Source organism: Acinetobacter guillouiae, from assembly GCF_002370525.2.
Lineage (GTDB): Bacteria > Pseudomonadota > Gammaproteobacteria > Pseudomonadales > Moraxellaceae > Acinetobacter > Acinetobacter guillouiae.
In genome coordinates this window covers 3,771,516-3,797,563 of the sequence record NZ_AP014630.1, presented here as the reverse complement: position 1 = coordinate 3,797,563, position 26,048 = coordinate 3,771,516, and the positions used below count along the sequence as shown (strand labels likewise).

Annotated in this window: 28 protein-coding genes; 21 read left to right on the top strand and 7 right to left on the bottom strand. The window is 38.5% G+C overall.

Annotation, left to right across the window (positions count from 1 at the left end):
- Position 1: 1 nt before the first annotated feature.
- Complete coding sequence (filF, locus tag AS4_RS17585; RefSeq protein WP_096735031.1) at positions 2-1,948, top strand: putative pilus system protein FilF; 1,947 nt, start codon at positions 2-4, stop codon at positions 1,946-1,948.
- A gap of 105 nt (positions 1,949-2,053) precedes the next feature.
- On the opposite strand, the gene AS4_RS17580 is transcribed toward filF, so the two are convergent.
- Positions 2,054-2,602, bottom strand: coding sequence for an NUDIX hydrolase (locus AS4_RS17580; protein ID WP_034613876.1), 549 nt, complete (start codon positions 2,600-2,602; stop codon positions 2,054-2,056).
- A 124-nt stretch (positions 2,603-2,726) separates the two neighbouring features.
- Between AS4_RS17580 and AS4_RS17575 the strand changes: the two genes are divergently transcribed.
- The 13 genes from AS4_RS17575 (at position 2,727) to AS4_RS17515 (ending at position 16,156) form a co-directional block, all read left to right on the top strand.
- Complete coding sequence (locus AS4_RS17575) at positions 2,727-3,341, top strand: CoA pyrophosphatase (protein ID WP_004817626.1); 615 nt, start codon at positions 2,727-2,729, stop codon at positions 3,339-3,341.
- A gap of 59 nt (positions 3,342-3,400) precedes the next feature.
- A complete protein-coding gene (locus AS4_RS17570; RefSeq protein ID WP_016539404.1) occupies positions 3,401-3,934 on the top strand; it encodes a gamma carbonic anhydrase family protein in 534 nt (177 codons plus the stop codon).
- A gap of 168 nt (positions 3,935-4,102) precedes the next feature.
- Positions 4,103-4,768 (top strand): tRNA (adenosine(37)-N6)-threonylcarbamoyltransferase complex dimerization subunit type 1 TsaB, encoded by a 666-nt coding sequence (tsaB, locus tag AS4_RS17565; protein ID WP_004817620.1) that lies wholly within the window; start codon positions 4,103-4,105, stop codon positions 4,766-4,768.
- A gap of 32 nt (positions 4,769-4,800) precedes the next feature.
- Complete coding sequence (locus tag AS4_RS17560; RefSeq protein WP_004817618.1) at positions 4,801-5,625, top strand: undecaprenyl-diphosphate phosphatase; 825 nt, start codon at positions 4,801-4,803, stop codon at positions 5,623-5,625.
- Entirely contained in the window at positions 5,619-6,437 is an 819-nt protein-coding gene (locus tag AS4_RS17555; RefSeq protein ID WP_096735030.1) for a class I SAM-dependent methyltransferase, read from the top strand. Before AS4_RS17560 ends, AS4_RS17555 begins: the two co-directional genes overlap by 7 nt.
- Positions 6,438-6,558: 121 nt before the next feature.
- On the top strand, positions 6,559-7,977 hold the full coding sequence (locus AS4_RS17550; RefSeq protein WP_004817614.1) for a C13 family peptidase: 1,419 nt from the start codon (positions 6,559-6,561) through the stop codon (positions 7,975-7,977).
- Between the two features lie 122 nt (positions 7,978-8,099).
- Positions 8,100-8,936, top strand: coding sequence for an S-formylglutathione hydrolase (fghA, locus tag AS4_RS17545; RefSeq protein WP_096735562.1), 837 nt, complete (start codon positions 8,100-8,102; stop codon positions 8,934-8,936).
- Between the two features lie 159 nt (positions 8,937-9,095).
- Positions 9,096-10,202: a YjgN family protein gene (locus AS4_RS17540; RefSeq protein ID WP_096735029.1), complete on the top strand. Its 1,107-nt coding sequence runs from the start codon at positions 9,096-9,098 to the stop codon at positions 10,200-10,202.
- A 20-nt stretch (positions 10,203-10,222) separates the two neighbouring features.
- The gene (locus AS4_RS17535) at positions 10,223-11,347 is read left to right on the top strand and encodes a M48 family metallopeptidase (RefSeq protein WP_096735028.1); all 1,125 of its coding nucleotides are present in this window, start codon (positions 10,223-10,225) and stop codon (positions 11,345-11,347) included.
- A 276-nt stretch (positions 11,348-11,623) separates the two neighbouring features.
- Positions 11,624-12,310: a ribulose-phosphate 3-epimerase gene (gene rpe, locus AS4_RS17530; RefSeq protein WP_034613857.1), complete on the top strand. Its 687-nt coding sequence runs from the start codon at positions 11,624-11,626 to the stop codon at positions 12,308-12,310.
- 382 nt (positions 12,311-12,692) lie between these two features.
- A complete protein-coding gene (locus tag AS4_RS17525) occupies positions 12,693-13,130 on the top strand; it encodes a hypothetical protein (RefSeq protein ID WP_096735027.1) in 438 nt (145 codons plus the stop codon).
- Between the two features lie 55 nt (positions 13,131-13,185).
- A complete protein-coding gene (locus tag AS4_RS17520) occupies positions 13,186-15,243 on the top strand; it encodes a multicopper oxidase domain-containing protein (RefSeq protein WP_096735026.1) in 2,058 nt (685 codons plus the stop codon).
- Positions 15,230-16,156, top strand: coding sequence for a copper resistance protein B (locus AS4_RS17515; protein WP_096735025.1), 927 nt, complete (start codon positions 15,230-15,232; stop codon positions 16,154-16,156). The genes AS4_RS17520 and AS4_RS17515 overlap by 14 nt, the downstream gene beginning before the upstream one ends.
- A gap of 50 nt (positions 16,157-16,206) precedes the next feature.
- Here the strand turns inward: AS4_RS17515 and AS4_RS17510 are convergent, their stop codons facing one another.
- Positions 16,207-16,698, bottom strand: a complete 492-nt coding sequence (locus AS4_RS17510) for a DUF6985 domain-containing protein (protein WP_004723679.1) — start codon at positions 16,696-16,698, stop codon at positions 16,207-16,209.
- A gap of 218 nt (positions 16,699-16,916) precedes the next feature.
- On the opposite strand from AS4_RS17510, the gene AS4_RS17505 reads away from it, so the two are divergent.
- The 3 genes from AS4_RS17505 (at position 16,917) to AS4_RS17495 (ending at position 18,177) form a co-directional block, all read left to right on the top strand.
- Positions 16,917-17,234 (top strand): DMT family transporter, encoded by a 318-nt coding sequence (locus AS4_RS17505; RefSeq protein ID WP_004723678.1) that lies wholly within the window; start codon positions 16,917-16,919, stop codon positions 17,232-17,234.
- A gap of 109 nt (positions 17,235-17,343) precedes the next feature.
- Positions 17,344-17,661 (top strand): DMT family transporter, encoded by a 318-nt coding sequence (locus AS4_RS17500; RefSeq protein ID WP_034617609.1) that lies wholly within the window; start codon positions 17,344-17,346, stop codon positions 17,659-17,661.
- 36 nt (positions 17,662-17,697) lie between these two features.
- Positions 17,698-18,177 (top strand): methylated-DNA--[protein]-cysteine S-methyltransferase, encoded by a 480-nt coding sequence (locus tag AS4_RS17495; protein WP_004817592.1) that lies wholly within the window; start codon positions 17,698-17,700, stop codon positions 18,175-18,177.
- Positions 18,178-18,371: 194 nt separating this feature from the next.
- Here the strand turns inward: AS4_RS17495 and AS4_RS17490 are convergent, their stop codons facing one another.
- From AS4_RS17490 to AS4_RS17475, 4 genes are all read right to left on the bottom strand, one after another.
- Positions 18,372-18,992 (bottom strand): LysE family translocator, encoded by a 621-nt coding sequence (locus AS4_RS17490; RefSeq protein ID WP_096735024.1) that lies wholly within the window; start codon positions 18,990-18,992, stop codon positions 18,372-18,374.
- 79 nt (positions 18,993-19,071) lie between these two features.
- A complete protein-coding gene (locus tag AS4_RS17485; RefSeq protein ID WP_096735023.1) occupies positions 19,072-19,878 on the bottom strand; it encodes a helix-turn-helix transcriptional regulator in 807 nt (268 codons plus the stop codon).
- Between the two features lie 151 nt (positions 19,879-20,029).
- Positions 20,030-20,593: an XAC2610-related protein gene (locus AS4_RS17480; protein ID WP_096735022.1), complete on the bottom strand. Its 564-nt coding sequence runs from the start codon at positions 20,591-20,593 to the stop codon at positions 20,030-20,032.
- A 104-nt stretch (positions 20,594-20,697) separates the two neighbouring features.
- Positions 20,698-21,465, bottom strand: coding sequence for a hydroxymethylpyrimidine/phosphomethylpyrimidine kinase (locus AS4_RS17475; protein WP_096735021.1), 768 nt, complete (start codon positions 21,463-21,465; stop codon positions 20,698-20,700).
- Between the two features lie 102 nt (positions 21,466-21,567).
- On the opposite strand from AS4_RS17475, the gene AS4_RS17470 reads away from it, so the two are divergent.
- On the top strand, positions 21,568-22,215 hold the full coding sequence (locus tag AS4_RS17470; protein WP_406565186.1) for an HAD-IA family hydrolase: 648 nt from the start codon (positions 21,568-21,570) through the stop codon (positions 22,213-22,215).
- 337 nt (positions 22,216-22,552) lie between these two features.
- Here the strand turns inward: AS4_RS17470 and AS4_RS17465 are convergent, their stop codons facing one another.
- On the bottom strand, positions 22,553-23,017 hold the full coding sequence (locus AS4_RS17465; protein WP_004723670.1) for an Lrp/AsnC ligand binding domain-containing protein: 465 nt from the start codon (positions 23,015-23,017) through the stop codon (positions 22,553-22,555).
- Positions 23,018-23,156: 139 nt separating this feature from the next.
- Here AS4_RS17465 and AS4_RS17460 point away from each other — a divergent pair, with 139 nt between their 5' ends.
- From AS4_RS17460 to AS4_RS17450, 3 genes are all read left to right on the top strand, one after another.
- A complete protein-coding gene (locus tag AS4_RS17460) occupies positions 23,157-24,416 on the top strand; it encodes a D-amino acid dehydrogenase (RefSeq protein WP_004723669.1) in 1,260 nt (419 codons plus the stop codon).
- Positions 24,417-24,500: 84 nt separating this feature from the next.
- On the top strand, positions 24,501-25,625 hold the full coding sequence (alr, locus tag AS4_RS17455) for an alanine racemase (protein ID WP_096735020.1): 1,125 nt from the start codon (positions 24,501-24,503) through the stop codon (positions 25,623-25,625).
- A gap of 10 nt (positions 25,626-25,635) precedes the next feature.
- A complete protein-coding gene (locus tag AS4_RS17450) occupies positions 25,636-26,007 on the top strand; it encodes a RidA family protein (protein ID WP_004723667.1) in 372 nt (123 codons plus the stop codon).
- The last annotated feature ends 41 nt before the right edge of the window (positions 26,008-26,048 follow it).

Genomic DNA, 26,048 nt, shown 5'->3' with positions numbered 1-26,048 from the left:
TATGAAAAAAAGATTATTCGCCCCTTTAGTTTTAACAAGTTTAGGCCTAGCACTCGCAGGGTGCGGTGGTGAAAGTGCAACAGTCAATGAAGACCCAAATAAAGGTATTCCAACCTATTCAAATGGTTGTGATGCAGATTCTACAGAAAAATGTTTAGGTTTTTATGTTGACTATCCAGTGGATGGTTTAAATTTTGATTGTAGTACAGATACCAGAAATCATTATGCGACTAAACTAGAAGGTGGTTTGGCACTTGGTGGCTGTTTAATTGGCGATAAAGCAAAATTTTATATAAAAGGTTCTCAATCAGAAAGAAAAATTGTTTTAGGTGATGTTGACTTAGCAAAAGTACGCCCTTTAAAAGTGCGTGGTCAACCTGCTGCAATTGGTTTGATAGATATTGCAACTGCTATGACAGGTAAAGAACCAACCAGTATGACCATGAGTGATGAGACATTTAAAGTAATGGTTGGATTGGTTCGCGTTTTCCAAGCGATTGGGTTGGAGCAGGATGCCAATCAGGTTGGCGATGTACAACCCCTTGAGTTAACAGATAATATTAAAAATAATTTAACAACAGTCAATGCCGATATTGGGGTGGCTGATTTTATCAATGGTAGCTATGTTGAAAAATTAAAACCGTGGGTCAATATTGAAGCGGTCGATGAAGCTTCTGCAGTCGCGACTGCGCAACGCTTGGTTCAACAATCATTGGTAAATATTTATTCAACAAACTTCCTTATTTTCAGTGGTGCAAATGTTGATATTCAAGGCTTCACAGGTAAAAGTGAATTAAGCACCAAGAATGAATCTATCGCCAATATGTATTTAGTCACTGACCGTCAAGGTTATACCTCTGGTTATGCAATGCAATGGGTTGGTGTACCTCAAAAAGTAGAAGGCAGTACAATTGCTGATTCACTGTTAAAGTTTTTATTGCTCAATCAGGTTGTTCCACAAAAACTCAATGTAAATGGTCAACAAGGTTGGATCAATCCACTCACCCGTAAAATTACCTCTCCACTTGTATTTAAAAAAGATCAAAGTTCAACGGATAAACTTGAAATTTTTCAGGGCGCTTTGCTGAATAATACCAATGTCGCTGGTACTGAATATATGTATAAGCGAACAACGGGTGCAACCACGGCACCTGCGGATCCAACGATATATGGGAAATGGCGTCAAACTTTAAATGCTGATCAGCTTTCTGGTGGAATCGATATTTATAAAACCAATCCTGCCAATTATTTAGATCGAAAAGTTTTTCTCACTAAAAATACAGTAAAAGCTGGTGAAAAATACTATTTCCCACTGTATGCAAATATTACATTTGCTTTTGATAACAAAGAAGTTAATCCAAATACCCAAACACTCGGTATTGTGATTGATGAAAATGGAGATATCCGCACCAATTTAGGTAAAAATAGTGCGTTAAATTCAGATACATGTGCTGATGTAGATCCAAACACTTATGTTGATAAAGAAACAGGGGTACAACAATATCGTATTGGTACTACGGGTACAGCTTATATAAATGGTAATGTTGAAAAGTCGATTACACTTCGTATGATTTTGGCCAATCCTGTATTTGGTAGTCTTGATGGTGCATTAGCCGGTTTAAATGAAACATTAGTTGTTCGACCAACCAGTGGTACATCCGCAGAAGAAATAGCCAACGCTTCAGTTTCCTCTGGCGGTATACGCTTAAACCTACAACGATTAATCAATGAGCAAAATACAAACAATGGTGTCAATATTACCAGTTGGGATGGGGATAAGACGATTACTGCAACATGGGTAAATTTGCATGCATTTTATCAGTCAGTTTATAACAATATAGAGGCCAATAAGGATAAGACCACTCCTGAGCAAAAAGAGCTAGCAAAGCGTTTATCAGGGACTTTAACTGTAAGCTTACCGCAGTGTTATACCATTAAAACCAAGTAATTTATCTTAATTAAAAAACCTCAATTCAAGTGATTTGAATTGAGGTTTTTTTTGTGCTCATATTTTTAATGCTCAACCATTGGTCGAAGCAATATCTATTTGTGATTATCCTGTCTGATCTAATCGGGTGCCTAATGTTTCAAGATGCATTGGAAAGGTATTGGTTTTACGGTCTTCAAAATAATGTCTTAATGTGCGTTCTACACTTGGAAAAGCTAAATCGTTCCAAGGAATCTCATGTTCTTCAAATAAACGACTTTCAATGGTTTCCTCACCAGCACCAAATACACCATCTTTTATTTGTGTTTTAAACAAAACATAAACTTGCCCAATCCGTGGAATATTATACATGCAGTAAAGTTGTTCAATTTCAACCTCAGCTTCAGATTCTTCACGTGTTTCGCGTGCTGCACCTTGTTCCATGGTTTCAAAAAGTTCCATATAACCAGCAGGTAAGGTCCATAGTCCATAACGTGGTTCTATTGCACGACGACATAGTAAAACTTTATTTTCCCAGATCGCCAAAGCGCCACAAATCACTTTAGGGTTAACATAATGAATGGTGCCGCAGTGTGTACAAACTTTACGGATTTTTTGATCACCTAAAGGAATTTTTTCTATGGTTGGATGACCACAAGCACTGCAAAAACTCATAAGCTTCATTAAAAATGTGAGATAACTCAGCATAACTGAAAAATTCTACTTTCGCATCATTTATAGCCTTATCGATAAAATTTCCTATATGATAGAACGAGAACAAAAAGATAGAGTGAGATCAATGAAGGATGATGAGCTAACCCAAGTATTGCAAAATCGATTACGTTTTGGCAAAAGAACCTATCCGGCCAATGCCGCAGTACTGATTGCAATTACTCAAGAAGCTGATCCTAAAATTTTACTGACGAGACGCTCTGCCTACTTATCAAATCATGCTGGAGAAGTTTCCTTTCCAGGTGGAAAACGTGATCCAAATGATACCAGTAATATCGTTGTGGCTTTGCGAGAAGCATGGGAAGAAACCGCACTCAATCCCTTTGATGTCAAGCTGATTGGTGATTTACCCATGGAACGGGCGAAAAGTGGATTGACGGTAAAACCTGTAGTTGGATTAATTCCTCCAGATATTCAGTTGATTGCTCAGCCGAGTGAAATTGATCGTATATTCTATGCCCCGATTAAAAAAATGATGGAATCACAGCCTATTCCTTATGAAGTACGTTTGGCACATCAATCGGTGTATTTTCCCAGTCTAAGAATTGAAAATGAAATCATTTGGGGGCTAACCGCCAGAATTCTGATTTCGTTATTTAAATATGGTTTGGATTATCAAAAAAACTGGCCATTTTTATTGAACTCGCCATCTTTTAAATCACAGATATTCAATAAAAAATAATGCTGAAAAGCTATGATCAAAACCAATGCTCTTAAAATATCTCAAAGGAATGTAATACCATGATGTATAAATTTAAAGGTTTTGTGCCAAAAGCGTTGCATGCACCTTTTGATGGTTGGATTGCGGATAATGCGACGGTGATTGGTCAGGTCGAACTGGGGCAACAAGTCAGTGTCTGGTTTGGTGCAGTCATTCGTGCTGACAATGCCAAAATTCATATTGGGAATTTTAGTAATGTTCAAGAAAATGCCGTTTTACATACAGATACAGGGATTGAATTAACCGTTGGTGATTATGTAACCATTGGGCATCAAGCCATGTTGCATGGTTGTGCGATAGGCGATAACAGTCTAATTGGTATTAATGCCGTGGTTTTAAATCATGCTGTAATTGGTAAAAATTGTATCATCGGTGCAAATAGTTTGATCCCGGAAGGTAAAGTTATTCCCGATAATTCCTTGGTGGTGGGTTCACCGGGTAAAGTCGTGCGAACTTTGGATGAGAATGCGGAGAATTTATTAAAAATGAGTGCCTTGCACTATGCTGCCCATTACAAGAATTTTATTGATTTAGAAGAATTTAAATTTGATTAAAGTCGTGGTTTTAAAATTATCACTTAAATGCCAAGCACAATGTCTTGGCATTTTTATGGATTATTTTGATCTAATGGATTTTATCTGGCAGGCTTTATCTCTAAGCCCTCGCGCTATTGAAATGAGTGGAGTATCATAGGCAGCATTTTTAACACAGTAAGGTTGTGCATGAAATTGCTGGCATTGGAAACTGCCAATGAGCAGTGTTCCGTTTCGATTGTTGATGAAACTCAAACACTCTATTTTCAACTTGATACGCGAGCAAAAGCACAAACTCAAACCATTTTGCCGATGATTGAGCAAGGTTTTGAGCAAAATCAAATTTCCAGTAAAGACTTGACTGCAATTGCATTTAGCCGTGGGCCAGGTTCATTTAGTGGTGTACGTATCAATGCCGCAGTGACTCAAGCTTTAGCCTGGGCAAATGATATTCCTGTGATTCCAGTTTCAACCTTGCAAGCGTTAGCGCAAGCTGCTTATCAGCAAGCCCAATTGACTGAAGTCACCGCAGTTTTAGATGCACGTATGCAAGAAGTTTATATGGCAAGTTTTAAGCTTGACCAAAATAACATTATGCAACTTGTAGACGAAGAAAAATTATTAGACTATCAACACGCTGCAGAATATCAAAAATATACCTTGATCGGTTCAGGTTCAGCTTTGGTGAATGTAGAGGCAATCGCGTTTCAGCAGATTACTGCTTCTGCCAATGATATCGCCACAATTGCGCGTCAAAATGCACTGCAAAAGCAATGGTTCAGTGCAGAACAAGCTTTACCTGTATATTTACGTGATAATGCATGGAAGAAAATTCCAGAACAAGGTAAACCATAATCGTTTTTCGCTTTAATTTTTAGGATTTCACAATGGATCTTTTACTGCTACTCAAAGCAGCCATTATGGGTATTGTTGAAGGTATTACCGAATTCTTACCTATCTCAAGTACAGGGCATTTAATTCTTGCCTCTGAGCTCATGAATTTCTGGACCAAAGAAAAGAGTGACTTATTTGTCGTTGCTATTCAAATGGGCGCAATCGCTGCGGTGATTTATGAGTATTGGGGCAAGCTTTGGGGCGCAGCAATCGGTCTATTTTCAGGTGAGCCGAAAGGGCGTCATCTTGGAGTCAGTATTATTGCAGCTTCTATTCCAATTATGCTGGTTGGCTTAACCTTTGGTGATATCGTAAAAGAGTTGTTGTTTAATGATATTTCTGTGGCGATTGGTTTAATCGTCGGTGGTTTAATCATTTGGTGGGTTGAAAAAAATCCACCAAAAGTCAATGCGGTTGAAGTGGAAAATATCTCGATTAAAGAAGCAATTTATATTGGTTTAATTCAGGTATTGGCGCTTATTCCAGGGACTTCACGTTCAGGTGCAACCATTATTGGCGGCATGATGCTGGGTGTATCGCGTAAGGCTGCAACCGAATTTTCGTTCTTCCTCGGCATACCTGTTATTGTTGGTGCAGGCTTATTAGATCTTTTTAAAAATTACCATATTTATGAAACAACACAAGATTGGACCGTATTCTTTGTGGGGCTAATTGTTTCTTTTGTTTCTGCTTTAATTTTGATCCGTGTTTTGGTGGCTTATGTTTCTAAGCGTGATTTCATGGTCTTTGCTTGGTATCGTATTGCTTCAGGTTTGTTGATTTTATTGTTTGCATTAACAGGTTGGAAATTATGGTAAGCGAAATTCGCTTATTTACTGAATCCACATTTTTTGAGAAAGCACAGTCCTACCAAACTGTGCTTTCTTTACGTGGTGTCGTGGTAAACATTACAACGATTGAAAAACTCAATGCACGGTTTTTAAGACTGAATCCTGAACTTGCCTTGTGTGTTGATGAACAAGGGTTAAGCCTGTGTGCCAATGGCATGAAAATGCAGCCTGATTGGAAAGCTGAGATCCCTCGTTTAAAACGTGCAACTTTAAAATCTGAAATGATTGCACGGGCATGTAATATTTCAGAAAAACCCAATTTAATTGATGCAACTGCTGGTCTAGGGCATGACACATTATTGATGGCACACTTAGGGGCGAAAGTAACCCTGATTGAACGTCATCCAATTTTATTTACCTTACTAGAAGATTCGAAAAAACAGCTGGAAAACGATCCGTTTTTAGCCAAAGTTGTTGAGCGTATTGATTTGGTTTTTTCTGATTCAGCTGAATATTTACAACAAATGATCATCACGCATCAAACTATCGATGTTGTTTATTTAGATCCGATGTTTCCGCAGCGGGATCAAAATCAGCAAGCCATTAAAAAACAGGCACAAGTGAAAAAGCAAATGCAGCTATTACACATGCTTTTACCTGAAGATGGTGAAATGGATTTAGGCGATCATCTTTTAGTCTTAGCACGGCAACTTGCCAAGCGAGTTGTGGTAAAACGTCCTAGACTGGCTGTATTTTTAAATGATCAGGCAACCGATCATCAATGGCAAGGTGATGCTTGTCGTTTTGATGCCTATTTTAACAGCAATCTTATTGAGTAATTTGGTAACTGTTTCAATAATAGTCGAATTATTGATATATAGTTAAATCAAACATTGATAATTTTTTAGCCAAGCCTAAACTAGATAGGCTGATTGAAGCCACTGCCTTAACAGAATCTTTATGATAGATCTTAAACCCTCGATTAACTTTTGGCATGATTTGAAAAGTAACCAACGTGCAGGGATTTGGTTATTCTTAGGTTCGCGAAAGTCTTTACAAATTGTTCGTCCATCGATTCTTCAATTGATTTTTTGGGGACTGTTGGGTGCAGGTGCAAATACACTATTTAGCTGGTTAGTTGCCGGTGATGGTGGTGTTTTTAATCGACAAGGTCTAGTCAGCTACGCATTGTGGCCTTTTATTGCCTTGATTGTGGGGATTTTCCTATCACAACGGACCAATAATCCGCGTTTGATGTTGGTTCCAGCACTGTTATGGCTGGTGCTTGATACGCACATCATGTTGTTTCAATGTTTGCTGCAATATTTAGGCAATCAAGATCTGCTGCCTTATTTCACTTATGATGTGATCCCACTGCTGTTTTTTGCTTTGTTTATTTGGCAAAGCCTTGCTGTGGTGTGGGTATTTTCAAGAGAATTACAATGGCCGTGGTGGGAACGTGCCTTGATCATGTTTGCGACTGTAGCCACTTTGTTTACTTGGCAGGTCTCGATTAAGGAACAGCCGATTTGGAAAGTAGAAGACGTTCCTCCAAGTATTAGCGAAAGTGCTTTTTATGCACAAAGTCATTTACTCAATAAAGCCTTGGAACAGGTGCAGTTTGGTGAGTTTGCACAAACGCATTGGTATTTTTTAGGTGTTGCTGGTGCAAGTTATCAAGACGTGTTTAAATTTGAAATTGATCGAATTAAAGAACAATTTGATACCCGTTTTGGAACCTTTGGACGCTCTGTTGAGTTGGTCAATAATCCACAAAGCATTAAAGATACACCAATTGCTTCTAGAACCAGTATAGATCTGGCTTTACGCCGTATTGGTCAACAAATGAATCGCGAAAGTGATGTATTGTTTCTTTATATGACGTCTCATGGCTTGCCTAATCGTTTTGAACTCGAAAATGAACCGATTAATTTGGATGATGTTGATCCAAAATGGTTAAGAGAAACCCTCGATAAATCAGGTATTCGCTGGAAAGTGATTGTGATTTCAGCCTGTTATTCAGGTAGCTTTGTTTCAGCACTCCAATCACCAGATACTTTGATTATTACTGCTTCTGCAGCAGATCGCGCCTCATTTGGTTGTTCAAATGAAGCTGATTATACTTATTTTGGCCGTGCTTTCTTTGATCAGGCAATGCGTGAACAAGGTTCTCTCAAAGCTGCATTTAAAGAAGCGACTGAAACAGTTGCGAAATGGGAAAATGCACAAGGCTTTGATCCATCTGAACCGCAATGGGTGATTGGGAAAAATATGGAAATGATGTTACCGCAGTTGGAACAACATTTATTTCCACAACAAGGCGTTATTACTACTGCGCAAACCCAAAATGTAAAACTGGATACACAACAAAAGCCATGATAAATAACTGTGCTTTAAATGCGAAAGCAAAAGCGCTTTAATTTATATTGAGTTGAATCTGTTGATGTTATAAGACGGTAGCCTTAAACAATTTAAAGATCAAAATGTGGAGCGATGCGCTGATGGAACTTTTAAGTAAAAATATCTGTTTTGATGGTGAACAAAGAATTTATCAAATTCAGTCAAATTATTTAAAAGGGGCAACGAAGTTTGCGACATATCTTCCGCCTCAAGCATTAAAAGGGCAGAAATGTCCTGCATTATTCTATTTAGCGGGACTGACATGTACGGAAGAAACCTTTATTATCAAAGCGCATGCACAGCGCTTAGCATCTCAGCTTGGTCTAATTTTGATCGCACCAGATACATCACCTCGTGGTGAACAGGTTGCACAAGGCGATTCATGGGATTTGGGGCAGGGTGCGGGATTCTATCTCAATGCAACTCAAGCACCTTGGGCTGAACATTTTCAGATGGAAAGTTATATTGTAGATGAACTTTATCCATTGCTAATAAAAAGCTTACCGATTCAATCTGAAGCTGTGGGAATCTTTGGTCATAGTATGGGCGGGCATGGCGCATTAACACTGGCTTGGAAATATCCAAATTATTTTAAATCAGTATCTGCATTTGCACCGATTTGTGCACCGACAGAATGCCCTTGGGGTGATAAAGCCTTTTCACATTACTTAGGCGCTGATCAGTCTGATTGGGCAAAGCATGATGCGACCCAATTACTGCTTTCTAAAGGTCAGTTATTTGACGAAGTGCTTATCGATCAAGGTATAAAAGATCAGTTTTATAGTCAATTGAACCCTGAGAAATACCAACAAGCTTGTCATAAAGTTGGGCAAAAACTCACATTAAGATTTCATGAAGGTTATGATCACGGTTATTATTTCATCCAAAGTTTTATTGATGATCATTTACAATTTCATGCTTTGCAACTACAAAAATAATTGAATCGTCGAACAAAAACTGAATTTTGAGTAAAAGTAAATCGTTGTTTGCTTTTACTCTATTTCTTTCAGTGCAGAAAAAATATAAACTGCTTTTTGAGGTTTTTTATTTCATATCATTTTAGATTGTCATCAAATAATTTGAATAAAGAGAAGAATATGCAAGAACAAATACCGCCTCCATTTCCGAATCATTTGAGTTTGGAAAAAGGCGCTACACCACCAGAAATACAGCAGCCCGCAGATCAGCAATATCCAAGAATTCACCGTTTTAAATTTCACGGTGATGCGATGGAATATTTTGGTATATGGATTGTGAATATCTTATTGACCATCATTACTTTAAGTTTGTACGCGCCTTGGGCGAAAGTACGTCGTTTACGTTATTTTTATGGCAATACTGAATTCTTTAAAAGACGTTTTGACTTTACTGGTATCCCCACCAAGATTTTAGTTGGACGTTTGATTGCATTGGGTATTTATGCTGCCTTTTCAATTTCCTCGCAGTATTCCATGATTGCGACGGTGGTTGGTTTAGTGGTGCTGTATGCAGCAGTGCCATGGCTGATTCGGGCAACAATGCGCTTTACCGCAAGAAACAGTAAATTCGGCAACAGTCGGTTTTATTTTGCGGGAACCACAAAAGAATCCTATAAAGTCTTTTTTCTCAGTATCTTAATTTATATTTTTAGTTTAGGGATATTTGCTCCTGTTGCGATCTGGTTGTATAAAAAATACTACATCGATCATTTATATGCAGGGCAGTTGGATTTTAAATTGAATGCTGATTGGTCAGCTTATATGGCGGCAGTTTACATTCCAATTTTTATGTCTTTTGGAATCATGCTGGCATTTGGCATTATCTATTTCGGTATTATCGGTTTTATTGCAGGGTATACGCCAAACTTTTTTATCTTTGGTGTCTTTGCGATGTACGCTGTGGCAGGGTTGTTTATTTATCCATTGATCGCGGCACGTATTTTTATTACCACATGGAACAATACAACGGTTGGAAGCAGCCAATTTAAAACAGATTGTAATCAATGGCGTTATGCATGGATTGTGGCATCAAATTGGCTGGTTAAAATTCTAAGCATAGGTTTAATGTCTGCATGGGCGGCAATTCGTATTCACAAATATCAAGTTGATTCGATGAGTTTAATTTTGCATGATGATCCAGATCAAATGATGAATCTTGCACAGCAAGAGCAAAGTGCTTTAGCTGAAGAAATTAGTGACATCTTCGACATTGATGTTTCTTTATAATGATATGAGTTGAATAATTTATGTCACGACCAATAGAAGTCATTTTCTATGATGGTGTGGTGTCTAAACCACACCATGCCCAACTTTCCGCTCAATCTGAGTCCGAGGTACTGATTCAGTATGGTGAACGTTTAGAACATCAACGCCGTTATGCATATCGCGATATGGAATTAATTGGCGCACTGGGGCAATTAAATCCTGCGATTGAGCTTAAAGATGACGCTAGGATAGAGTTTCAGGGGGCTTTACCAGAATGGTTTAATTTTGGGACTAAAAATGTTCAGCATTCGATCTGGAAATTAGAACGTTCTCCAAGTTTAATTGTATTCAGTATCATCTTTGTGGTGGCTTTTGTTTTTGCTTTAGTAAAATGGGGTGTTCCAGCAGCATCACATTATGTTGCTTTTCAGCTGCCTGAAAATAGTTTGAATAAATTAGGCGATGAAGCGGAAAAATATGTGTTGAACAATTGGACTAATCCTAGTCATTTGGCACAAGGTCAAAAAGATCAAATTTCCAAGCAATATCTAAGTACTATCGCTGAAGGCAGACCAGCAAAATTGGTCTTCCGTGAAGGTGGGCGATTGGGTGCCAATGCAGTGGCTTTACCTAACAATACGATTATTATCACCGATGAACTGATTGAAATGGCGCATAGTGATCAAGAGATTTTAGGTGTATTGGCACATGAGCAAGGGCATTTGGTGGAACGGCATAGCTTACAACAAGGCTTGACCAGTTTGGGGTTGAGTGTGTTGTATATTGCCATGACGGGAGACAGCTCAGACCTATTGACCTCGTTACCTGCCGCGATGATTGGTGCAAATTATTCACGCAAATTTGAAGCTGAGGCGGATATGTATGCGCTGAAATTGATGGATCGTAAAGGCATTGAAGTGTCTCATTTTGCGAATTTCTTACAACGCTTAAGTGATGAAACTGCACTGGAAGAAAAACCAAAGCAGGCAGGCAAAACGGCTGAAGCTGATAAAAAAGCTGACCCAAATAAAAAACAACCTCAAAATGAGTCTAGTGAAAAAGAGAGCTCTTTAGAGATTTTTGATGCCTTGTCTTCACATCCTGCAACTGAAGAACGCATTAAAATGGTTCGTGATTTTGAGAAAAAACAACAGGCTAAACCTTAAACAGTATAGATAAGCGATGTTTATCTATAGATTGTGCAAGGTGGCGGTGACTGGATCTAGGGCTTAATGAAGCCCTTTATTTTTGTATTGTTCTCAAAAGATCAGATTATTCGTTAAAACCCATATCATCAAGTAATAGACAGCCGGTGATTCAACCAGATTGATTGCTATGACCTGATAAATGAGCAAGATAAGTAAAACTGTTGCTTTTTAAAACAACCCAATAGGGTAAGTTTGTTATAATAGGAAAAATTTTTATCTTTGCCAGGTTGTTTCATGTCCAAGCCATATCTGATTGCACCTTCAATTTTATCTGCTGATTTTGCCCGTCTGGGTGAAGATGTGGAAAATGTATTGGCAGCTGGTGCAGATGTTGTCCACTTTGATGTCATGGATAACCACTATGTGCCAAACCTAACTTTTGGTGCGGGTATATGTAAGGCATTAAAGAAATATGGGATCAAAGCCCCGATTGATGTGCATCTTATGGTTTCACCTGTCGATCGTATGATTGGTGATTTCTTAGAAGCAGGCGCAGATATTATTACTTTTCATCCTGAAGCAACGCATCATATCGACCGTTCATTACAATTGATTAAAGATGGTGGTGCTAAAGCAGGTTTAGTGTTTAATCCAGCAACACCTTTGCATTATCTCGACTATGTTTTAGATAAAGTAGATCAAGTGCTTTTAATGAGTGTAAACCCTGGCTTTGGCGGTCAAAAATTTATTCCTACCACTTTGGATAAATTACGTGAGGCACGTAAAATTATTGATGCTTCAGGTCGTGACATTCGTTTAGAAATTGATGGCGGTGTTGGCCCAGCAAATATCCGTGAAATTGCTGAAGCAGGAGCTGATATGTTTGTTGCTGGTTCGGCGATTTTTAGTAAACCTGATTATCAAGCTGTGATTAACGAAATGCGCGCTGAGTTAGCAAAAGTGGGACAAGTTTCGGCTTAAACTTTTCCACAAATGTATTGTGTGAATTGTGGATAACTTTGATGATAACTATATGGATAACCATGTTGATAAGCATATGGGTAAGCTGGGTATAGATTAATCAAAGGGTGATCAATCGTTTATCATACATGCAATTTTTGTTTAAAAAGAGCCCAAACGGGCTCTTTTGTTATAAAAATCATCCGCTATTCATTAATTTAATTATTCATTTTTTATACAAAGTGAAATTGATGCAAAATTATTCAGTGATATTGGCAATCTTTCCACGTGATATTTGCCAAACTCATCATTATTGGCTATGCTCTTAGCTTCATCATAGATTAAAACATAGGTTTTAGTTTTGTTTAGACAACTGCACAAACGGCTTTGGTTTGTTTGTCTTATGGTTTTTGCCATAGGCTGGAGCAGTGTGTCTATTGCATCTGTAAATATGATGCAACATGAACAAATGATGAATTCATCACTTTTAGATGAACATCAATCGATGATGAAAAACAGTGCTGTACAAGAAATGAAACAACACTGTGCCGATATACAACAAAAACAAAATGATCAAAACTCGCATCTCAATCATGAGCAACAGCTGCAAAATCTAAAAGATTGCCATAATCAACAGGTTCAATCTCAAGATACGCAGCAGAGTAAATGCCTAGATTGTGCTGCATTCTCATGCCAATCTTCAGTGGTTTGGTTCAATCCTGATATTCCCAAATTGATTGCACCTGATCATCTGCACAATACTCAAGCCTATCAAATCAATTACCAAGCTCAGCACCTCGCAGGGCATTGGCAAGAAATCCTACGTCCTCCAAAAGCTTAATCTGATTTTAGACACTTTTTTATTCAAAGTTGCTTGTTAAAATTTAGGTTAAGTTATGTTTATTCAGTTATCTCAAAAGCGATTAGCTCAAAGCTTGGTTGCGACATTGTGCCTGGTTTCCTCAACTTGGGGAATTGCCGCAATCAAAGAATATCAACTCAGCATTGATGAAGGAATCGTCAATGTAACAGGTAAACCTGTAAAACGAATTACTGTAAATGGCCAGTTTCCCGCACCACTTTTAGAATTTGAAGAAGGTGATGAAGCGGTGATTCGTGTTAAAAATAATTTAAAGAATCAGGATTCATCGATCCATTGGCATGGCCTATTATTGCCCGGCATTATGGATGGTGTACCTGGCTTTAATGGTTATAACGGGATCAAACCCAACGAAGAATTTGTCTATAAGTTCAAAGTTCGTCAGAGTGGAACCTATTGGTATCATGCCCATTCGAAAGGCCAAGAACAGGATGGTTTATATGGTTCTTTAGTGATTTATCCAAAGAATAAAAAACCGCTGGCAGCGCATGAACGCACAGATCGCGATTATGTGGTGATGTTGTCGGATTTTCATGAGCAAACCAGTGACCAGATTCAAAAAAATCTAAAGGTTTCCGCAGAATATTATCAGAATCGACGTGAAACACTAGGGGATGTTTGGAAACAGTTACAACGTGATGGTCTAAAAGCAACGTGGTCTGATCGCAAAATGTGGAATCAGATGCGTATGCTAAAAACAGATATGTCTGATGTGACGGGTTATACCTTTCTTGTAAACGGAAAAACCCCTGAACAAAATTGGACAGGTCTGTTTAAGCCAAATGAAAAAGTTCGACTGCGCTTTGTGAATGCATCGGCAATGTCGTTCTTTGATGTACGTATCCCTCAGCTAAAAATGACAGTGGTCAGTGCCGATGGGCAGCCTGTAAAGCCAGTAGCTGTGGATGAGTTTCGTATTGGTACTGCTGAAACCTATGATGTGATTGTTGAACCTAAAACCAATCATTATCAGATTGAGGCAGAGTCTATTGACCGTTCAGGATTTGCGATTGGAACACTCCACAATGAATTAACAGCAAAAAGTGCTGCTATTCATATGCCTGCTACTCGTCCACGTGCTGTGCTGACTATGGAAGATATGGGAGGTCATGGTGGCGGAGGGATGGATCACTCTAAGATGAGTATGGGTGATATGTCAGGCATGGATCATTCAAAAATGAATACGAATGATATGCAGGGTATGGACCACTCAAAAATGAATGCGAAAGATATGCAGGGTATGGATCATTCAAAAATGAATGTTGACGATATGCAAGGCATGGATCATTCAAAAATGAATGCGAATGATATGCAGGGCATGGACCATTCAAAAATGAATGCGAATGATATGCAGGGCATGGACCACTCAAAAATGAATGTTGATGCTATGCAAGGTATGGACCATTCAAAAATGAATGCCAACGATATGCAGGGCATGGATCATTCAAAAATGAATGCTAATGATACGAAAGCTATGGATCATTCACAGCATAGCAATTCATCGGCAGCGCAAAAAAATGATCAAGTGGTCTATGGTTGGGCAAATGCCTCGACACCGCAAGGAGATAAAGCACTGCAATACAGTGATTTAAAATCATTAACCCCACAACCTGATACTCGGGATGCCACCAGTGAATTGGTGATTCGTTTAGGCGGAACCATGGAACGCTACGTTTGGACGATTAATGGTAAAAAATTCAGTGATGCTGAACCACTCAAAGTGAAATATGGCGAACGTATCCGAATTAAATTTATCAATGACAGTATGATGGCGCATCCAATGCATTTACACGGCATGTTTATGCAATTGGAAAATGGTCAGCCTGCTGTGGATATGCCCAATAAACACACCATTGTTGTACCACCTGCAAAAACAGTTACAGCATTATTAACCGCTGATGAATTGGGTGAATGGGCAATCCATTGTCATTTGCTCTACCACATGAGTGCAGGGATGATGAATAAATTGATTGTTGCCAATGTGAGTGATGGCAAAGTATCCACTCAGCCAGTTCAAACAACAAACACCACTCAAAAGACTGAAGTGAAAGGAGACGAACATGCAAATCATTAATCTTTTTTCTAAATCAGTTCTGGCAAGTTCATTACTTATGCTGAGTGGTTTGGCTTTGGCCCATGAAGGGCATCAGATGCAAAGTGATGCGAGTATTGCGACTGAATCAACTGTAGTGACTGATCATTCAAGCATGGATCATTCAAAAATGAATCAGTTGGATGAGCAAAGCAATGCTGTAGATCATACACAGCATCAAGCGATTACAACCGCTACGGGAGAGGAAAGCATAGCTTCGCATAGTACCCATGATCACCGTAAAGAACATGGTGCGCAGGTTTATCAGCGAGTGACTATTGATAATGCTTGGATGCTGGATGAAGATGGAAAAGGTACTTTGGATTCATCTTTAGAGTTACGCATAGGTACTGATGAAAATAAGTTATTCATTAAAGGGAGCTCCAGTAAGGCTGAATCAGACAAAATAGAATATGATCTAAGTGCCCTCTATAGCCGTAACATTGCTGATTTTTGGGATGTACAGGCGGGTGTGCGTTACAGTGATAATCCTGAACGAAGCACTGATCAGGAACGTGTAGATGCAGCTTTGGGTTTACACGGCTTGGCGCAGTACTTTTTTGAAACAGATGCTTATCTGTATTTCGGACAGGACAGTCGGGTTGCATTTAGCCTAGAAACTGAACGTGATTTATTATTGACACAAAAGCTGATTTTAAAGCCTTATTTAGATTTAAATGTGGTCTTTAGCGATGATTCACGCTATGCCCAAAAAACAGGCCTAAATAGTATTAAAACAGGTTTAGAAACACGTTATGAAATCACAAAAAAAGTGATGCCTTATGTGAGTGTGGCCTATGCATATTCTAAAGGTAACAAAGAGACAGCATGGCAAACTGCAACTAACTCTGAATCAGGTTGGTTATATGGTGCAGGTCTGCGTTTTAGATTCTAAGCTTTCATTTTTCATATAAAGCAAAAGGTCACTTCTTTGGGAGTGACCTTTTACGTTTCTGCAATGCCAGCAACACGTTCAAGCTGGTTATTTACAAATTTAAATTCCATTCCATGCTCTGTATCTAAATCATAGTGAATAGAGAGGGTTAAGGTATCGGGTGTACTCACACGCAAATTTAACATGGTCTGTATATAAGGATTATGAGATTCCACATCCTGAATATTCAATGCAGCCTCACCTGATTTTTCTGGATTTTCATAATAATGTGCATAAAGCTTTTGATAGCGTTCAAAAGCATGTTGCTGAATGGTCTGAATATGTTGTTCAATACTGTTGATAAATAATTGGTAGGTTTTTGCAAAAGCGTTGAGTTGATCAAGATTGGGCGCTTCTTCGATTTCATCGCCATCTTCATCAAACTCTTCCCCTAAGAAAATCTCCCGATCAGCATTTTGATTAAAAAAACAATGTGAAAAAAATGTTTCTGAACTAAACCCAGCCCAGCTCGGGTGGATATCACCCCAATAATCATGTTTCATGGTTTTGATTCCTGATTTTTATATTTAGCATGCTTGATCATAAAGTAAGCCTCATGAAAAAAAATTATTCGAAATGTAAAAAAGGTCAAATTTTGTAAATTTTAATAAATTCCTCAACATGAGTTGATATAATTAGGCTTCTTCAGGAGGAACGACCTCCCTCAATTTGAGAAAAATCGTCAGGACGGCCTGATTCTAATTTAAATTTGGAGCTGGTCATGGCTTGGGTTTTTCTTATTTTCGCAGGTATCTTTGAAATCGTTTGGGCATATAGTATGAAATTGTCCGAAGGTTTTACAAAGCTTACACCAAGTATTGTCACCTTATTTTTTATGATTTTAAGCTTTGGTCTATTGGCATATGCGATGCGTACTTTGCCATTGGGAACTGCTTATACCATTTGGACCGGGATTGGAGCGATAGGCTCATTCTTGGTTGGTATTTTTATTTTGGGTGAACCTGCGACAGCAATGCGGATGTTCGCTGCTGTACTGATTGTTTCTGGCTTAGTTTTAATGAAACTTTCTTCGTCTTAATTTATTGAAATGTTTAAGTGCTATTTCTGTAGGAGGTAGCACTTTTTTTATGTGTAGTTCATGGTGTAATCAATATTGGAAACACCCAATAGAAAATGGTGAATGTGTAATGGCATGGGTTTTATTGGCAGTTGCGGGTGTGCTTGAGGTGGTTTGGGCATATTTTATGAAGGTGTCTGATGGGTTTACCAAGCTGACACCGAGTATCTTGACCATCATCTTTATGATTGCAAGTTTTGCATTACTTTCTTATGCAATGAAAACATTACCACTTGGTACCGCTTATACCGTGTGGACGGGGATTGGTGCGATTGGTTCTTTTGCCGTCGGAATTTTCTTTTTAGGTGAAGCAGCTTCAGCGATGCGAATGTTGGCTGCTGTATTGATTATTTCAGGTCTTATTTTGATGAAATTATCTTCAAGCTAAGTTAAGCTGTTGCTGAGTTGGAAAGGGAATAAGGACATGCAACTTTCATTTATGGAAATGAGCTCCCCAGTCGGGATATTAAAATTAGTCGCCCACGATCATGCCTTGGTTGCAGTACTTTGGGAAAATGAAAATCCTAAACGGGTTCGTTTGGCCGAATTAATTAAAAACAATACACATCCAGTTTTGTTGGAGACGGCGAAACAATTGAATGAGTATTTTCAAGGAAAAAGAACCCAGTTTGATTTACCGCTAGATTTTGCGGGGACTGAGTTTCAGCAGAAAGTTTGGCAAGCTTTGTTGACGATTCCATTTGGTGAAACGCGTAGCTATAAAGAGATCGCAGAACAGATTGGAAATGTCAAAGCGGTTCGGGCAGTGGGCGCAGCGAATGGTAAAAATCCGATCTCTATTATTGCGCCATGTCATCGTGTGGTCGGGGCTGATGGTAAATTAGTGGGTTTTGCGGGTGGGTTGGATAATAAGGATGTTTTGTTAAAGTTGGAGAAAATTTAACTCAAATTTAAATTGATCATTTTAATTCAAGATTGCTAAAAGTCAGCCCAAGTTTGGGTTATGGTACACGTAATTCTCTTTAACTTAATCAATAGAAAGATCAACATTCTTTAATTTTAATTCCTTTAATTTTTAACTTAGAGCAAACTTTGCTTCATTTCCTGTAATTTGGAAATAAAAATTTATAATAACTGTCATGATTTAGAACTAAATAATAATTTCATACTCAAACCAATAAAAGCTAAAGCAAATATACCTCTAAGCCATTTAAGTACAATAGGTCTATCTAATACATGTTGGCGCATCATTGCTGCGAAAACACCATAAATGATAAAAACCACCAATGTAATCAGCATAAAGATTAAGCTCAACACGAACATATCCCATATGGGGTGGGCGGTATCAGTGGAGATGAACTGAGGTAAAAAGGCGAGAAAAAACAATGGGAGTTTTGGGTTAAATAAATTAATAAATATCGCGTGATTCATAATTTTAAGTGCAGAATCTTCTGTATTTTTTTGCTCAAAATGAAATGTTCCTTTGTCTTGGAGTGCTAACCAAGCCATATATAACAAATAGGCAACACCCAAAAATTTTAAGATCATAAATACATTGCTACTGACAGTAAACACAAAAGCAAGTCCCAATATTGCAAGTAACATATGTGGAATAATGCCAAATGTGCAGGTAATTGCAGCTATTAGGCTGGCTTTTGTTCCGCGTGATAAACCTGTTGCAATGGTATAAATCGTACCTGAGCCTGGAGAAATAACAACAATAAATGATGTCATTAAAAATTCGATACTAATCTGCATGAGTCTATTCCGAAAGTGGATTTCGGCTGATTATCATAGAAACTAATATCAGTCGTCTTGAATAAAATTGCAGGAGTCTTTAAGACAAGTAACTTTTTTGATAGCGGCTCGGTGTAATTCCAAATTGACGTACAAAAGCTCTTGTCATATGGCTTTGATCGGCAAAGCCTGCAAATAAAGCCGCATCAACCAAGGTTTTTCCTTGCAATAGATAACGTCGTGCATGGCACACTCGTCGTTGCAGTAAGTAGGCATGAGGTGTAATACCAAACTCATGAGAAAAACTTCGTAGTAGCTGAAAACGGCTAAGGTCACATAAATGAGCGAGCTCACTTAGTGTAACGTTATGTTCTGCCATATCATCAAGATATTCTTTAGCACGCTTTACGGAAAAAGACAGGGTGGGTTGATAGTTTTTCGACAGCATGTGATAACGGCTTACATGCATTAAGCTAAACAAAAGCATTTCTTCTAGTGCAACACTTTCAACAACAGACTGAGCCATTTCATTAAATAGCCGTAATAAATGCTGATTCAAAAGTCCATCGCGGACCAAAGGATTCAAGATAGCATCAGCACTACGCCCTTCGGCAACTAACTCTTGCTTTAATAGTTCTGGCTGAATATAAATCATTTGCCAAGAACGGGGGCCATTGAGTGGAATACCATCATGGATTTCACCAGGATTTACAATAATAATATCACTAGATATCGCTTCGACTTGACCGATTAAGCTCCATGAGCGTTGTGCACCACTTGTAATCATACCTATGCCAAAGTAATCATGGGAGTGACGAGGAAAAGAGTGTTCCGTCAATAAGGATATTGCCTCTGTACCAACAATTGGAGGGCGCAATGGATCAATTTGATGAATTCGATTGGACAATGGACATGCTCTCGTTTTTTATAATGGGGTATCTTATTAAAAAAGCTCAATCGCTATTGCAAGTTATCAATTTACTCCTTTAAATTCAGTTGGTAAATTCATTTACTATTCCAAACTGTGATATTGAGTGCGTCAATTATTGCCAAACGTTTCAATAAAAAGATGATGAATCACTCTCCGCTGCTTTAGACTTTAACCATTTCCATTGCCCATTTTTAAATTGGTAAGTGTCGATCCACCATCTTGCACCACCTCGACATGAGCTGGTCATTTGTTTCTTCTGGGTAATCAGTTTGAGATCCGTCAATCCAGAACATTGTGCATGGCTAAAATCAATTTTTTCTTGGTCCAACACTTGATAATCTTTACTTTTAGGTCGATAGAGAAAAATATCAAAAATAGAATAAACCCCCATTCCCATATCAGGTGTAGACACAGCAATATCGGTATATCCATCAAAATTATAGTCTTGAAAATGAATCTGTCGTTTTCGTTCAAATGGTAATTCTGCAAGATCAAATGCTTGCTGTTTAGCCGCTGTTTGAATGATGAGTTGACCTGATTCGTCATCGCCATCTTTAAAAATAAAATGGGTTTTTTGCCCATTCACTACATCGTTAATATTGCGATTTACAGTTTGTTGTTGTGGTTGAGCAAATGCGAATGGGGTTAAAAGTAAACTTGATAGCATTATTGTCGTGAGTGTTTTATGCATTGTTATTCTCGTTGTCATTCCAATTGTTTTAGGGGATTTCCAAGTTTCAGCTGTTTATTGAAACTTGGATGCTATTTTCAAAAGTGCAGAGTAATATTCAACATTTAAAAGCGCTTTGGAATTTTTTGCCCACCTTCAATCGGCGTTTCGGCATTTTTTAATACACCAAATAACCATGTTTCAGCATGTTGTACCGCGATTTTAAGCGGATCTCCTAGTGCTAAACGTCCTGCAATAAAGCTTGCCAATGAACAACCTGAACCATGGTATTCACCTTCTAAACGGGGACATTTAGATTCAGCGATCATTTCACCATTCACATACAAGGCATTGCGAATATAGTCTGGGGTATCTTCATGCCCACCTTTTACCAGAACAGCTTGTGCGCCCATTTCAAACAGCTTGGCTGTGGCTTTTTCTATGTCTTGTTCTGCTGTTAAGGCACGTAATTCCACAGTATTTGGGGTAATGATTGTTGCCAGTGGAATCAGTTCAATAAAGGCTTTAACCAAGGTCTCTTGATTACCCAGTGAACCACCACTATTTGCCACTAAAACAGGATCAAGTACATATAGATAATCTGGATGTTCACGTAAAAACTCAGCCAGTCCAGCAATATTATCTGTCGTCCCTAACATCCCCGATTTGATGGCTTTAATAGGTAAATCACCGACAACTGCATTGGCCTGAGCAAGCAGTAGTTCTTTGGAGCTGGCTTCAAAACCAAAAACTTGTTGAGAGTTCTGAATAGTTAATGCTGTACAAGCAATTGCCGCATGTGCGCCGCTTTGACCAATCGCTTCAATATCAGCCTGTATACCAGCACCACCAGAAGGGTCTAGACCTGAAAAACAAAGTACAGTAGGGCGCACAATGATGTCCTTAATTCACAAATTTACGTTAGTATAGGCAAGTTTACGAGAACACTCGATAGTAATTTGATAATTGTTTCAAACACAGATTTAAAGGATTGGATGGTGATAAAGAATATTTTAATTGATCTCGACGGCACATTAACCGACCCAAAAGTAGGCATTACGACATCTGCACGTTATGGACTTGCAAAGGTTGGGCATCCGATTCCTGACAGTGAAAATATCGACTGGATTATTGGTCCACCGTTAAAGGCATCATTGGCAAAGCTACTCAATGTTGAAGCAAATGATATTTTAGCTGAACAAGCTTTATTGGGTTATCGTGAACGTTTTGCTGTAATAGGCTTATTTGAAAATCATGTTTTTGATGATGTAGCGCAAACCTTGGAAGCCTTAAAAAGTAAGGGCTATCGACTGTTTTTAGCCACCGCAAAACCTGAAGTTTATGCACGTCAAATCTTAGATCATTTTGATTTATTAAAATATTTTGATTATCCCTATGGCAGTGAGTTAAATGGCGAGCGCACCAATAAAGGTGAGTTAATCACTTATATCCTTGAAAAAGAAAAATTAAATCCAGAAGAGTGTTTGATGGTGGGAGACCGGGAACATGATATTTTTGGTGCACGTAAAAATGCGATTGAAACCATTGCGGTAGAATATGGATATGGCTCAAAACAAGAATTGGACGAAGCAGCGCCGAAAGCAAAAATTGCAAAGTTCTCTGAATTGTTAAACCTGCTCTAAATCTGCTTTTAGTTCAGACTTTTGGGATAATTTGAATTTACCTTAATGATCCCCAACCGAGAATATTTTATCGATGTGTTGGGGATTTTACTCGTAATCACATAGTTGGTTGGTTAGTAGCAATCACATATTTAAACAGTGACTAAATCCTCAGTAATCTTTTAATGTCATTCACTCAATTGGGTAGAGATACTGCATGATGTGGAAGCATTAAACGCTTAAGTCCATCACCGCTCAATTTACGATCCACTTGCAGTAAAACTTGGATCTAATGTGGTGAGATGTTTAAATCTGCAATACATCCCAAGTCAGCCCATCTAAAGGTAAAATGATGGAATTAGCGCACATCCAAATATAATGACTCCTTAATTTCCTCCATCACAATATAGCTATGTGAAGAGGCTGAAGATGGAAGTTTTTTAAGTAAATCACCAAGTAAGCGTCGATAAGCGCTCATTTCTTTTAATCGGGCTTTGACTAAATAATCAAAATCTCCCGAAATAAGGTGGCACTCTTGTACTTCTGGTATTTCCATTAAGTCTTTAGCTACTTGTTCAAACACATCACCAGACTTTGCAGATAAACTAATTTCTAGGAAAACCAATAAGTTGCGATCAAGATGTTTCGGGTTTAGACGTGCATGATAACCCATAATGATACCATCTCGCTCCAAACGTTTGACGCGTTCAGAACAGGGTGTGGTCGATAAACTGACCCGTGAGGCCAACTCGCTGATGGCAATTCGACCCTCATTTTGAAGAATATCTAAAATCATTCGATCTATACGGTCTAATTTACGCATCAATTATTCCCTTTTTTTTAATCATTTTTCACGACAATAAATTAAAACACCTAAATTTTAGCATTAAAAATAGTGAAATAAACTATTGAACCAAAAATATACTAGTGAAATAAACTAGTAAATGCATAAAGGATAAGAAATGCGTGTAATAGTATTAGGTAGTGGTGTGATTGGCGTAGCAAGTGCATATTACCTCGCGCAGCAAGGAGCACAAGTTACAGTTTTAGACCGTCAAGCAGGTCCAGCTGAAGAAACCAGCTTTGGTAATGCAGGTCAAATTTCTCCAGGATATTCGACACCGTGGGCTGCACCCGGTATTCCGTTTAAAGCGGTTAAGTGGATGTTTCAACATCATGCACCACTTGCGATTAATATCGATGGCAGTATGTGGCAGTTACAGTGGATGGCGCAAATGCTTAAAAACTGTAACTCAGAAAGTTATGCGATCAACAAAGAACGTATGACCCGTGTAGCAGAATATAGCCGAGACTGTTTAAGAGAACTGCGTAAAGATACTGGCATTGAATACGAAAACCGTTCAAAAGGCACATTGCAAGTTTTCCGTAATGAAGCTCAATTAGAAATGGTTCAGCGTGATATTGCTGTACTTAAAGAATGTGGTGTTCCACATGAGTTATTGCTTAAAGATGATCTTGCTAAAGTAGAACCAGCACTTGAACATGCCAAAGATAAATTGGTCGGTGGTTTACATCTTCCAAATGATGAAACGGGCGACTGCTATTTATTTACCAATGCTTTAGCCAATTTAGCCAAAGGTTTAGGTGTCGAGTTTAAATTCAACCAAAATGTTGAAAGATTGGTGGTTGAAGGTGATGAAATCAAAGGTGTGGTGGTTAATGGTGAAGTGTTAACTGCTGATCGCTATGTATTGGCTTTTGGTAGCTATTCACGTGATTTCTTAAAGCCGCTGGAATTGAATTTACCAGTTTACCCAGTGAAGGGTTATTCTTTAACCATTCCAATTGTTGATCCAACATTTGCACCACAATCTACAGTTTTGGATGAAACCTATAAAATCGCAATTACTCGTTTTGATCAACGTATTCGTGTTGGTGGAATGGCAGAATTAAGCGGTTTTAATCATGGTTTAAATGCCGATCGCCGTGGCACATTGGAAATGGTGACCCAAGATTTATTCCCAGGTGGTGATTTGGCACAAGCATCATTTTGGACCGGTCTTCGCCCAATGACCCCAGACAGCACACCAATTATTGGCGCAACACGTTTTAAAAACTTATTCCTCAATACTGGACATGGCACTTTAGGCTGGACGATGGCATGTGGTTCAGGAAAATTGATTAGTGATTTGGTACTTAATCATCAAACCGATATCAGTACCGAAGGTTTATCTATTCAGCGTTATCCACACGCTGCTTAAGTGCCACTTTATTAAAACAGTGATAAATAAATTGTTTAGCGATAAATAATTTACAACGCCAATCCATATTCAGGGATGAATAAAATGCCTAGACCAATTACTGCCGTCATTCATCAGGATGCTTTGTTGCATAACCTGAATGTCGCCCGTCAATTTATGCCACAAAGTAAAGTTTTTACCGTGGTCAAGGCCAATGCTTATGGACACGGTATTGAACGTGTCTATGATGCATTCAAATCCGCAGATGGTTTTGCTTTGTTGGATATCGATGAAGCAAAACGCCTAAGAACATCGGGATGGACAGGTCCAATTCTGCTCTTAGAAGGCATTTTTTCAGCAGATGATTTATTGGATTGTGAAAAGTATCAATTAAGTTTTAGCCTACATAATGAAGATCAAGTGAATTGGCTAGAACAATTTCAAAGCCAATCTCTCAAAGACAATCCAGCACAGACGCAATTCGATGTATTTTTAAAAATGAATACAGGAATGAATCGCCTTGGGTTTAAACCTGATGCGTATCGGGCAATGTGGCAAAGATTAAAGCAATTCGATATGGTGAAATCTATCACGCATATGATGCATTTTTCAGATGCTGATGGTGAGCGTTTGGGGCAATCTGGGATTGCCTACCAGCAAGCTATTTTTGAACAAACCATTCAAGATTTAGACGGTGAGCGCTCAGTTTCAAATAGTGCGGCCATTCTCCGACATTCACAAGATTTACGTTCAGATTATATTCGTAGCGGGATTATGCTGTACGGCAGTTCTCCAGACTATCCAACACATTCAATTCAAGATTGGAATCTTAAACCAAGCATGAGTTTACGCAGTGAAATCATTGCAATTCAAGATTTACAGCCAAGTGAAACAGTAGGGTATGGATCTAGATTTACTGCAACCCAAGCCATGAAAATCGGAATCGTGGCATGTGGTTATGCAGATGGTTACCAACGTATTTCGACGGATGCACCCGTATTGGTTAATTCTGTACGAACCCAAACTATTGGTCGTGTCAGCATGGACATGTTAGCGGTTGATTTAACCCATATACCAGATGCGCGAGTTGGAAGCGAAGTGGTACTTTGGGGACAGTCGTCAAATGGAACTGTACTGCCGATTGATGAAGTTGCAGCAAGTTCTGGAACCGTAGGTTATGAGCTCATGTGTGGTGTAACTGCACGGGTCAATTTTAAAATTTCAAAATAAGGACATCAACATGTCAAACAACGTTCAACACGCAGATATTCAAAAGCTCAACAGCAATCAAGTGATGAGTGCAGTCACCATTTTCAATAAAGTGGTGTATTTGTCTGGTCAAGTTCCTAAAAATACCCAACAGGATATTATTGGTCAAACTCAAGAAATCTTGGCAACGATTGATCAGTTATTGCTTGAGGCAAATACTGATAAATCACGTTTATTGTCTGCTCATGTCTACATCAAAAATTTAGATGATTTTGCAACTTTTAACACCATTTGGATTGATTGGTTAGAAGGCTGTGTTGCACCATCTCGTGCAACAATTCAAGCGGATTTGGTTAATCCAGATTGGTTGATTGAGATCGCAGTTATTGCGGCGCAGGCATAAATTAATCTCTTGTCATAAAGTAGAATTGATTATTGTCAATA